The sequence below is a fragment of the Flavobacterium notoginsengisoli genome (assembly GCF_014207905.1).
Lineage (GTDB): Bacteria > Bacteroidota > Bacteroidia > Flavobacteriales > Flavobacteriaceae > Flavobacterium > Flavobacterium notoginsengisoli_A.
Genome location: NZ_JACHLB010000001.1, coordinates 1,153,611 through 1,165,934, shown reverse-complemented (window position 1 = coordinate 1,165,934; position 12,324 = coordinate 1,153,611). Strand labels below are relative to the sequence as shown.

Sequence of the window (12,324 nt, the reverse complement as noted above, 5' to 3'; positions counted from 1 at the left end):
TAAGAAAAGAGCGAGAGCTAACCGTCACAAAAAGAAAAAGTAGTTTTAAACTACTTTTTTCTTTTTAAACGTTCATTGAAATTTGGGAAATTTCAAAAATTCCAAAAAAGAAAATCCAAAATCCAGAAATTAAGGCTTCAATGCCGATTTTGATTGGAATTTGGAATTTAAAAATTGAAATTTAACTTTTCCCTCCGGGTTAATACCTGTTAAAAATATTGTTTAATCCATCTGTAGATAAGATTTTAGATTTTAGATTTCAGATTTTAGATTTTTATAAGTCTATATTCTTTTTTCTTTCTTCTATTTTCTGAAAAAACAGATAAAAATTTACAGTGTGAATAAAGAATTAATCATTAGATCTAGTTCTGAAGCAGTAGATTTTGCCTTATTAAAAGATGGAAAACTAATTGAATTACACAAAGAAGAAGAAAAAAGCAACTTTCAGGTTGGTGATATTTTTATTGCCAAAATCAGAAAACCAGTTGCTGGACTTAACGCTGCTTTTGTGAATGTAGGTTTCGAAAAAGATGCCTTTTTACATTATCACGATTTGGGTCCAAATCTAGCTTCTCAGCTGAAATTCATAAAACTTGTAAGCGCAGGTAAATTAAAAGATTTCTCCCTAAAAACCTTTCAGTTTGAGAAAGAGATTGACAAAGATGGCATCATTACTGATATTTTAAGTGCCAATCAATCTGTCTTAGTTCAAGTAGTTAAAGAACCTATATCGACCAAAGGCCCAAGAATAAGTGCTGAGCTTTCTCTTGCCGGAAGATTTATCGTTCTAGTTCCTTTTTCTGATCGTGTTTCTATTTCTCAAAAAATAGAAGACAAAAAAGAAAAGGATCGTCTAAAAAAACTTGTTCTATCGATCAAACCTAAAGGATTTGGTGTTATTGTTCGTACAGTAGCCGAAGGCAAAAACGTAGCCGAATTAGAAAAAGATTTGCAGAACCTGCTTGGCAGATGGTCTGCAATGTGTAAAAAATTACCAACTGCTCATCATCCATCAAAAGTATTAGGAGAGCTTAACAGAGCTTCTTCGATATTAAGAGATGTATTCAACGATACCTTCAGCGGTATTCAAATAGATGATGAAGAGTTGTACCATCAAACGAAGGAATATCTGCAAGAAATTGCACCTTCAAAACAATCAATTGTCAAGTTTTATCAATCAAATGACACTCCGATTTTTGAGAAATACAATATAGAGAGACAAATCAAAACTTCATTTGGCCGAACTGTTTCCATGAGCAAAGGTGCTTACCTAATCATAGAACACACTGAAGCGTTGCACGTTATAGACGTAAACAGCGGAAACCGTTCCAACAAGGCGACCAACCAAGAAGACACAGCCATGGAAGTAAATATGATTGCCGCAGCAGAAATCGCAAGACAATTACGTCTTCGAGATATGGGCGGAATCATAGTAGTTGATTTTATCGATATGTCTAATCCTGAAAACAGGAAAGTTTTGTTCGACTTCTTGCGAGAAGAAATGAGCGACGATAAAGCAAAGCATAAAATATTACCGCCAAGTAAATTTGGACTTGTCCAGATTACTAGACAGCGCGTAAGACCAGAAGTTAATATCAAAACCAGAGAAGAAGATCCTGACAAAATTAATGGCGAAATTGAAGCGCCAATATTAATAATTGACAAGATCGCCGCTGATTTAGAAAGACTTTTAAAAACCCACAATAAAGTTGTGCTTAACACACATCCGTTTGTGGCTGCATACCTCAGCAAAGGTTTTCCATCATTACGTTCAAAATGGTTTTTTGAACATAAGAAATGGGTGAAAATCATACCTCGTGACGCTTACACGTACTTAGAATACCATTTCTACGATAAAAAGGGAAATGTTATTACAGAATAAAAAACAAAACCGCCTTTCGAAAGATTGGCGGTTTTTTTATGGCTTTTTTTAGCTATTTTTTTTCCGCCACGAATTCACGAATTTTTTTCAAATGTTTCTGAAAACCGATGTCACCTACTCACAAAATCAAAGTTTTGGAATTTGGGATTTAAAAAATTGGAATTTGCTTTTAAAATTTATTCCCTCACAATTTCAATTTTTCTTCTAATTTCATTTCCGGAAGCATCTACAACTGTAATATAATGCGTTCCTGTAGTTGGAGTTATAGGTAGTTCATGAAAAGTTTTGGTAGTTGCTTTGTAGACATCATCTATATACCAAAATAATTCTTTATCTCTTTCAGAATAAGCTACTTTTAAAATTACAGGCTGAACGTTACTATTGAAATCTTTCGTCAAATAAATTTTGCTGTTTGCCTTCGGATAAATAAAATCCATTGTTGTAGTCTGTGTTCCTTCACAACCTTCTTTAAACGGAGGCAATGGTAAATATTCTATATGCTGGCTTTTGTAATACCAAGCCATAACAGGAGGCAGTACAAACCAGTTTTTGGTTACTATGTTATCTATATTTTCACAACTGCTGTTAACCTGAAACTGCTCCGTTTTATCTAAATGAATCGTTCTATGATACGGACAAACTTTAGTCGATTTTCCCTTTTTAGTAACCCATTGTTTTATTTTCGGGCAATTGTCTTTTGCTAAATATCCACTTAATCGGCAAACCTCAACTTCTGCTAAATCTTTGTAAGGTGTATCAAACCATCTTTGTCTTGGCAGTAAATTAAAAACATCAAATAAGATTGGTGCGGCACTAGTTACACCTGTTAAAGTTGGTCTTCCCTCTCCTGTTGCATTTCCTACCCAAATTCCAACCACATATCTTGAATTGGTTCCAATTGCCCATGCGTCGCGATTTCCGAAACTTGTTCCAGTTTTCCACGCAATTTTCAATGAACTATCATAAAATTTCCACGCTTCGTCTCCTTCAGGTCTGTTAACCTCTTCCATCGCGTTGTAAGTCAGCCAAATTGACCCAGCACCCAAAATATTCTTCTGATCGGTTTCGGAGCCAAAATCAGGTTTGAAATCATTTTTGTAATTGAGTTCTGTAAACTCATTTGTTCTGTATTTCGCCTGATGTTTTGTAAAATAATTTAAGGTTGAAGATAAATTAGCATAGGTTCTGCATAAATCCCAAAGATTACTTTCGGCACCTCCTAAAATAAGCGACAAACCATAATGATCAGGTGTTTTGTTAATGTTCTTTAACTTGAATTTCTGCAATTCTTCATAAAATTTATTTACAGTAAATTCCTGAAGCATTAAAACTGCCGGAATGTTTAGCGAACGAGATAAAGCACGATGCGCAGGAACCGCTCCGTCAAAAGTCAAATTAAAATTCTGCGGTGTATAACCCGAAATTTGTGTGGGAATATCTGCCACTAATGTATTCGGTAATAGTTCGCCATCATCCAACATTGCCCCATATAAAAGCGGTTTCAAAATACTTCCCGTACTTCTTGGCGCATCAATAATATCGACATCTTTTTGGTGATCTTTATCTGTGGGAGAATTGCCAACATAACTCATCACATTTCTGTTCTGAACATCAATTACCAAAATGGCCAGATTATGTACTTCATTCTGCTTGTATTGATTGTAATAATACCTCGCAATCTGATTGACACGATTTTGCAAAGCGTAATCAATCGTGGTTTTTACTCTCGTTCCTTCTTCATTTTTTGCTACTCTCTGCAACAAATGTGGTGCAATCTGTGGCAAATCATACGGTTTTTGAGGCAGAGGTTCTTCTATTGAAAGCTCATAAGTCTGCTTATCAATAATACCTTCCTGATGTAGTTTTAATAAAAGTCGGTTTCGTTTATTCAGTAATTTTATTTGATTTTTTCCCGGATAAATTAAACTTGGTGCATTAGGCAAAACCGCCAAAACTGCATTTTCTGCCCAAGATAATTGATTGGATCGCACTCCAAAATAGCGCCACGAAGCCATTTCCAATCCAACAACGTTTCCTCCAAATGGTGCATGTGCAGCGTACATTTCAAGAATTTCGTTTTTAGAATAACCTAATTCTAATCTTGTCGCCAGAATGATTTCGATTATTTTTTCAAAATAAGTTCTGTTTTTTCCTTTTCGGGAAAGTCGAATAACCTGTTGTGTCAATGTACTTCCGCCTCGAACTACTTTTCCTGCTTTTCTATTTTGTTTAAAAGCATTGATCATTGCTCCCGGATTAAATCCCGGATGTTTGTAGAAATACTCGTCTTCAAAATACACAATGCATTTTTTGAATTTGTCTGGAACGCTATCCTGAGCAGGAAAACGCCATTGTCCGTCGTGGGCAATTTTAGCTCCAAGCAATTCTCCTTCTTTACTTTCAATAACAGTTGAATATGGTTCTTTGAATAAAGTTCGGGGTATCGAAAAATAGTAAATCAGCAAGAGCAAAAATGCAATTGCTGATTTTATTTTGTTTCTTTTTATCCAGTTTATAATGCGTTGAAGAAACGCTTTTAATTTATTTTTCAATGCTAATTATTTTACCGCAAAGGCGCAAAGATTTACGCAAAGTTCGCAAAGTTTTTTTGCCACAGATTACACGGATTAAAAGGATTTTTTTTCATTCGCCACGAATTCACAAATTAATTTGTCATAATTTAAATTCGTGAATTCGTGGCTAACAATTTTACTTCACAACCTCAACCCAGAATCCTTTTGTTCTAGCTAAGAAAGTATTATCATACATTGCTTCACATTGTAAGCCAGGTAAATAATAATTTCCTAAATACGATGCGTTCAACAATATTCTGAAAACTTTTGTTTCTCTGCTTGCCAGACTAAAATAGAAATTTGTTCTGTCGTCACGAATATCAATATAATCGGCAATATTGTTTACAGCGTCTCCGTAATCTGTAAAACGGGTATTTACAATTTCGAATCCTGAAGGCAGAATCTGAGATAAAGCAACATTCTGAACCCTTTCATTACGCTGGTTTTTAATCGTAACCTCAGCGATAAATTCAGTTCCCTGATTTATTTTGGACACATTGATTACGCTACCTTTTCTATTTTTGAATACAATACTTGCCGAAACATCATTTTGTGTTGCGTTTTCTTGTCCGACTGGAAGAATTCCTGTGTTCAGCACACGAACATAAACCGTATTATTTTTATTGTTTTTCAACGTAATACTGTTTGTCCCACTTGCAGCAGATAAACTGCGGTCAGCAACTGTTTTTTGAGTGTTTATACTTTCTCCTTTACCATTTTTACTGAACTGGATATTGATTCCTTTTGGTCCGTTGTTTATCGCAAATTTCGACATTGCATATAAACAATAAGCTGTTGTCTGCGTACTCATCCATTGATTAGCCGACATTTCTTTGGCCAGTTTTGAAGCCATTACAAATGCTTTTTGTTGTTGACCTAAAAGCAACATCGTCTCCAAAGCCATTGCTCTGTTTCTTTCGCTTGAACCATAATAGTAATAATTATAACCATCAGAGCCATCGATATTGGTGCGCAGCAATAAATTCTGTCCAGCCGATTTTTGACCTGCCAAAACATAAGCCGCTGCTAAGCGAAGCATACTTTCGTTTGAAATACCTTTTGTTTCTCTCAATCTGTTCATCGATGATAAATCGGCATTTCCTGCTAAAGCCAAAGTATATAATCGATAGGCTTGTGCTAGATCATTTCCGTATTTTGGTTCAAAACGCCATTGTTTTGCTTCTTTTTGCTGATATGACAACCATTTTGATTTGAAATTAATTGGCAGTACATATCCTTTTTTCTCTGCTTCAATTAAGAAATGTCCAGCATACGAAGTTCCCCAATCGTCTGGAACTGCATTTCCTTGCCAGTAAGGCAATCCGCCATTTGATAATTGGAAATTTCCTAATCTCGCGATTCCGGCTGCGATATTTTTCTGAATTAAATCTTTGCGTTTCGCATCAATATCAGCAACATCACTTAAGAACAATTGCGGGAAAACAGAAGAAGTTGTCTGTTCTACACAACCATGCGGGTACTGAATCAAAAACTGTAGTCTTCCATTCAGATTCATCGAAGGCATAGACGAAACTTCCAGTCTAGCTTTATTACTTCCTGCCACACCAAAGGTTTTCCAGGAAAGTGTCTTAGAACTGTTTGGCCCTAAAACCACATCAGTAAAAGTACTTGTAACCGGATTTGGATTAGTCATATCAATTTCAACATCATACGTTGATTTCTCACTTCCTGATGTTGCGACAACCTGTACTTTTGCAATTCCAGTTGTGGCACCTACTACCAAATTAAAATAAGCCATTTTTTCATCAGGCTGTGCAAAATTCAGTTTCTGAACGGCACTTCCTGCCACTTTCAATCCGTTGCTTGTTTTTAGCTGAATCGTTACATTTTTAATTTTGCTTTCAGTTGCAAAAACCGTAACCGGAAGTGTCACTTTTTCTGATGGCGAAATTTTTCTTGGCAACGAAGCCAATACCATCAATGGACTCTTAACCTGCGTTGCTTTTTCTGCACTTCCGTAAGCACTTGTAGCTGCATCTCCAGCAACCACCATAGTTCGAACAGATCCAATATATTTTGGAAGTTTTAATTGATGCGCCTTTGTTTCTCCTTTTCCTAATTTAAATGGCCCATAATACAATACCACTGGTTTAAAGCGGTTGGCTTTTTTCGCTTTTCCTCCACCTAAATCCTGATCTCCTCCAATACTGAAAATCTGATTTATTTTTCCGCCATATGCACCAATAACGTCATCGTAAACATCCCAAGTTTTTACGCCCAAAGCTTCACGAACATAGAAACTGTCCCATACATTTGGTGTTTTGAAACGGGTTAAATCTAGAAGTCCTTCATCGACAACTGCGATTGTGTATGTCATTTCTTTCCCTGATTTCTCTCCAACTTTAACAGTAAAAGGTTGTTCTGGCCTCAATACGTCTGGCATGTTTAACGTTGGAGCTAAAATTGTGTTTTTATCCACCACTTCAATCGGAACAATTCCGTACATACGAATTGGCGAATCGTTTTTGGTTGAAGCGTGTGGCTGTAATAAAGTGATATTAAAATACACATTTGGCGCCATTGCTCCTGTAATCGGAATTTCGACTTTTGTTTCTCCTTTTTTAGTTTCTGCCCAAAGGGTCTGCACTACTCTCGAACCATTTTCAACTGAGATCAAAGCTCGTCCGCCTTCACTTGAAGGGAAAGAAATCTGTGCTTTTTCGCCAACTGCATAATTCTTTTTATCTGTTGAAAAAACCAACATATTAGCAGTTGAAGCATCTCTGTTTCTTGTTTTTCCAGACCAGATCGGCCAGTCGATATTAACCGTTAACGAAGTTGCATGTCCGCTTTCGCCGTCTTCAACACGAATCAAATAACGTCCCCATTCTTCATCGCTTAAAGCAAATTGGAAACTACCTTTTCCACTGGAATCGGTATTAATCACAACTGTTTTATACGATGTTGTTGAATTTGAAGAATTATAATTTGATAAATTATCGCTTGACGAATCCCACCACCATCTCCAGTCTACTTTATAAATTCTAACTTCCAGATTTCTAACCGATTTTGGTCTTCCGTTTTCATCTACAGTTACCACATCAAAACGGTTGTTCGTTCTGGTTTCAAGCATATTATACTTGTTTAATTCAGGCGTTTTAAGTCCAACATAAGTTTTGTATGGCGAATAAGTTGTTGACATAACATCAGTACTAAAGTCACCTCCTTCTTCATACACTTTTGTAATGAATGCAGCGCGAAGCATCCCCGGAGCCTGTCCTTGTAATCTTGGCTGAATATTCACAGATGCTTTTCCGCTTTCATTTAATTTTCCGGAGAAAACATTGATTTCTTCTGTACTAAACTGACGCGTTAAGTCATCAAAAGTATATTTATCATAACCTTTAAAAGCAGTGGTTTGCTGTGAAAATTTAGCTTGCATTTCTACATTCAGATTTTTCGCAATCGCTCCATGAAGCCAAGTTACTTCCAGATTATCTGTATTTGGATAAGATGCTGAAAGTGTTTTTCTGCTAAAGGTATTTTTGATTTTTAAACGATTTGGCTTAATCGTTTCTATTTTAATGCTCTTGTAGAATTTAGCTCCACCAACGCTTACCATTGCTTCCCAATTTCCTGTTGGAGCATCTTGGTTTGTTGGCACTATAAAGGCATAATGATTTAAATCGTTTGTTTTTTGAACCGTTTGATAAACCGTTTTACCATTCGGATCATTCAATCTGAATTTAATTGGATGCGATTTTGGAAGTTTATTTGCCGCATCATTCAAAATAAAAGACAAATACAAATTATCTCCTGGACGCCAAACACCTCTTTCTCCATAAATAAAGCCTTTCAATCCTTTTTGCAAAGTCTCTCCCGAAACATCAAAATTGCTGACAGATAATGAAAGTCCGTCATCTAGTTTTACATACGTTGACTGATCTCCTAAAGTCACAATAGCAAAATAAGCGAATTTATCTAACTGGAAAGATGCAATACCTTCACTGCTTGTCGCCTCAGTTGCTATTTTCTGCTGTTGGAAATTGTATAAATCTACTCTCGCGTTTGAAACTGGTTCTGTAGTCACGATATTATTTACAGCAAATAAATAGGATTTATTTTCTCCTCTTTTCGCAATAACTCCTAAATCTGAAGCTAAAATATTAGTCGCAATTCTTGCATTGTAATAATATGAACCCGTACAAGGATCCTGACTTTCTCTCCAGTCGTAATCATCATAATAGTAATAATCGTCATAAGAGTTTCCGCTGTAGTTTACATCATTTTCATCTATTTCTTCCTCTTCTGATTCATCATCATTCCCATCAGATGTTTCACATTTATAAAGAGAGTATTTCTTTTTGTAAACAAATTCCACTCTGTAAATCGCTCCTGGTTCCGGTTTGATAATTTTAGATAAATCTAAAGCATAGGTATTCCATTTGGATAGATTGACAAGTGTGCTCTCTCTTAAATTCAGAGTAGTTTTAGCAATTGGCTGTGCAACTTTTTTAAGATTTTGTCCGCCGTTTAATTCGTTGTATTGTAAAAACTGAAGGATATTGTTTTTGTAAATTTTATACACTTTTACATCAACAGCGCTTAAGTTTACAGCTTCAAAATTCAGTTTTAAATTGTTTGAGCTTGGCAGAATAGTTCCGTTTTTAACAAAGCGGATATTTGGTTTTATCTGATCAAAAGAGATTTTTTCAGAATAATTGTTTTCCATTTTTTTACCATACTGGCTTTCAATTCCCTGAAAAACTTCAAGTAGCAATTCTCCTGTAACAACTTGTTCAGGTTCTTCATCTGGCACATATTCAACAGCTTCGTCTGCAACCGCAGCAGCTGAATCTACGGCAACCGCAGCCGAATCAACCATAACGGCAGCCGAATCTACTGCCACAGCAACAGGTTCTGTTACAGCTACTGCTACTGGCTCTTCTTTTTTAGGAGCATTTTGGTTTGTAAAATACACTTTCAGTAAATTTCCTTGTGTTGAAAATTTCAAGTTATTGGTATTTTGAATCGAAACCAAGCCAGCAAAATCCTGTCCTTTTTCCAAAGGTTCAGAAAAGTTTATCAAGACCTGCTGATTGTTTCCGTCTGGAACTTCAACTTTTATGACTTTAAATTCGTTGATACTCGTAATCGGGAAATCGATTTGTCCTTTCTGATCAATATCAAAATCACTTCCGTCATAAATAATTTCTAAGTTTGAGGCCTCTGACTGACGTTGAATACTATCAATTATAAAACGGAATTCTTTTGCAGGACCGTTTGTTTTTTCAAACTTAATTTTAAGATTATTGCCATTATGTTTGGCTTCAACCAGCTTTTGAGCAGTTTCTAAATCAATATTGTCTGCTGTTTTTAAAACACAATTTAGATATTGATATTCTTTGCTGTACGATTGAATATCGCCCGTATTGATCGTAAAATCCTGTTTTACCGTTTTAACTGTAAAATTAAATTTAGAAAGTTCCTTTTCTTTTTCTTTTGGAATGGCAGTCAGTTTATCTAAGTTTAAAGTAACCTGATATTCTGTTCCCATTTTTAGTTTTTTCTCCGGAATAAAAGCTAAAGTATTGGTTGAAAGCGCTACGACTTTTCCACTTACGCTTGGCGAAATATCAAACAAATCATCATCTAATTCCTGATTTGGTTTCCAATCGTTTTTGTCGAAAGCCAAAACCACACGAATATCAGAATCTGCAGAAACGATTCCACCCGTAAAACTGGTAATGTAATCTTTGAATAATGAAAAATCGGAGTTGAAATCTGCTGCTGATTTTCTGCCGCAAGATTGAAAAATAAAAAACACAAAAAATACGAGAATAAGTCCTTTTACTTTCACCTTTAATTTAGAGTTAATTGGTTAATAAACTAAATTTTTAATTGAATTGCTATCAAAAGCGATAACAGCAAATTACAAATTAAATTACGATAAAAGTAAAATATTTTCAGATTACTTTAAGAAGAAAATTCTCAAATAATAATCATTTAACTTTTGTTGAAGTTTAATAGAAACCAATTACGAAATATCCTATATTTCACTGTTTTTAATTTTAAAAAAAATGTCAAACAATTCGAGAAAACATTCCTCTGTAAATGAATCAATTACAAAAGACAGACCCGTAATTATATATCTTTTATTGGTTGTAACATTTATTATATCACTGGCTTTTTTTGACACTTATGTTTTACCATCTTCTAAAACAACAGATATAATAACTAGTTATTCTGTGAGAACTTCGGGTGGAAAAAATGGCACTAAACCACAAACTGTTTCTTATCATTATTTCACACAAAAAGGATTTGCTTTTTCGACTGTAAAAAATTACATCGAAGAAAATGATATAGAATTAGAGTATTCTTTATTATTTAAATCTGTAACAAAAGTTAAATCAAAGAGTAATGATTATACTAATCGTCTTTCTAACGGCTTAAACATTAATGGAATACAATTTTACTTTTGTCTCGTACTTCTTCTTTCTATAGCTATAAGTTTAAGAATACTTCTTTCTAAAAAAGGTTATACCGAAAATGCCTATTACAACATTATTTGTTTTAATGGTTTTATGGTAGCAGTATGTATTTATATGACTTACTTATTTTAACGCTATTTTCTTCTTTCCAGAAAAAAACGTTTCATTAAATCGGCTGCTTCATTTGCCATTACACCTGAAACAACAGTAGTTTTAGGATGCAGTTTTGTTCCCATATTGATAAAACCGCGTTGTTCATCTCTTGCACCAAAAACAATTTTTGAAATTTGGCTCCAATACAAAGCTCCCGCACACATTTGACAAGGTTCAAGCGTTACATAAAGCGTACAGTCTTTTAAATATTTTCCGCCAAGAAAATTAGCCGCCGCAGTAATTGATTGCATTTCGGCATGAGCCGTAACATCATTTAGCAATTCTGTCAAGTTATGACTTCTTGCAATTACTTTATCTGCAACCACAATAATAGCTCCAACAGGAATTTCGCCTTTTTCAAAAGCTTCTTCGGCTTCCTGTAAAGCCTTTTTCATAAAATATTCGTCGGTGAAAGGATTTTCCATAACTGCAAAAATAGGATTTTTACATCGTATTTTTTATTACATTTAAATTTTGATATTTGAATATGGAAAGAAATTACAAAATCAGTATTCCTGAACCATGCCATGAAAACTGGGACGAAATGACTCCCAAAGATAATGGTCGTTTCTGCGTGAGCTGTTCTAAAACGGTTGTTGATTTTACTGCTATGCTTCCAGAGGAAATTCAACAGTATTTTATTTCCCATAAAAATGTCTGCGGAAGACTTAAAAATGAGCAGTTAGGCAAAATAAATATTCAGATTCCGTCTCAAATATTGTACAGCCAAATCCATTATCACAAAATGTTTTTATTGGCACTTTTTATCGCCATGGGCACTACATTATTTAGCTGTCAGGATAAAGATGGAAACAAACAAAAAATAGATAAAGTTGAAGTTGTAGAAGATGTCAAACCAGAACAACACGCTACAACTGGAATTATTATGGTACCTCTAGAGAAACAAAAAACTGACCAAAATTCTCAATATGAACAAGAGGAATCTCAATCTGGACGTTACGGAATTATTTATAATCCAAATGATTTAGATATTGCATCTGTTCCAAAAGATGGAATGAAAAAATTCAAATCCAATTTTTCAAAAAAGCTTATTACTGCAAAAGAAGGAGAATTATCGGTTTTATTTGTAATTGAAGGCGACGGAAGTCTTAGTAATTTTAATATCCTCAAAAATACAACTTCGGCAAGCGAAAAAGACATTATCGGAATTTTAGAAAAAACTCCAAAATGGATTCCAGGTAAACGAAAAAATCGAATTGTGCGCTCCACTTACACTTTGCAAATTCCATTTAAGTAATAAAGA

At 34.8% G+C, this 12,324-nt stretch carries 6 protein-coding genes; 3 read left to right on the top strand and 3 right to left on the bottom strand.

The window, feature by feature from the left end:
* The first annotated feature begins 337 nt into the window (after nucleotides 1-337).
* Entirely contained in the window at nucleotides 338-1,882 is a 1,545-nt protein-coding gene (locus tag HNP35_RS04975; RefSeq protein ID WP_184157926.1) for an Rne/Rng family ribonuclease, read from the top strand.
* A 176-nt stretch (nucleotides 1,883-2,058) separates the two neighbouring features.
* Here HNP35_RS04975 and pbpC read toward each other — a convergent pair whose 3' ends face one another.
* Both pbpC and HNP35_RS04965 read right to left on the bottom strand, forming a co-directional pair.
* The gene (gene pbpC / locus HNP35_RS04970; protein WP_184157927.1) at nucleotides 2,059-4,434 is read right to left on the bottom strand and encodes a penicillin-binding protein 1C; all 2,376 of its coding nucleotides are present in this window, start codon (nucleotides 4,432-4,434) and stop codon (nucleotides 2,059-2,061) included.
* Nucleotides 4,435-4,591: 157 nt separating this feature from the next.
* Complete coding sequence (locus tag HNP35_RS04965) at nucleotides 4,592-10,276, bottom strand: MG2 domain-containing protein (RefSeq protein ID WP_184157928.1); 5,685 nt, start codon at nucleotides 10,274-10,276, stop codon at nucleotides 4,592-4,594.
* Between the two features lie 220 nt (nucleotides 10,277-10,496).
* Between HNP35_RS04965 and HNP35_RS04960 the strand changes: the two genes are divergently transcribed.
* On the top strand, nucleotides 10,497-11,039 hold the full coding sequence (locus HNP35_RS04960) for a hypothetical protein (protein ID WP_184157929.1): 543 nt from the start codon (nucleotides 10,497-10,499) through the stop codon (nucleotides 11,037-11,039).
* A gap of 2 nt (nucleotides 11,040-11,041) precedes the next feature.
* Here HNP35_RS04960 and HNP35_RS04955 read toward each other — a convergent pair whose 3' ends face one another.
* Nucleotides 11,042-11,485: a nucleoside deaminase gene (locus tag HNP35_RS04955; protein WP_184157930.1), complete on the bottom strand. Its 444-nt coding sequence runs from the start codon at nucleotides 11,483-11,485 to the stop codon at nucleotides 11,042-11,044.
* 62 nt (nucleotides 11,486-11,547) lie between these two features.
* Here HNP35_RS04955 and HNP35_RS04950 point away from each other — a divergent pair, with 62 nt between their 5' ends.
* Entirely contained in the window at nucleotides 11,548-12,318 is a 771-nt protein-coding gene (locus HNP35_RS04950; protein ID WP_184157931.1) for a hypothetical protein, read from the top strand.
* The last annotated feature ends 6 nt before the right edge of the window (nucleotides 12,319-12,324 follow it).

Bases quoted from the DNA above. Each gene is read 5' to 3' on its own strand.
- HNP35_RS04960 (WP_184157929.1), top strand. From the start codon at position 10,497: ATGTCAAACAATTCGAGAAAACATTCCTCTGTAAATGAATCAATTACA.
- HNP35_RS04950 (WP_184157931.1), top strand. From the start codon at position 11,548: ATGGAAAGAAATTACAAAATCAGTATTCCTGAACCATGCCATGAAAAC.
- HNP35_RS04955 (WP_184157930.1), bottom strand. From the start codon at position 11,485: ATGGAAAATCCTTTCACCGACGAATATTTTATGAAAAAGGCTTTACAG.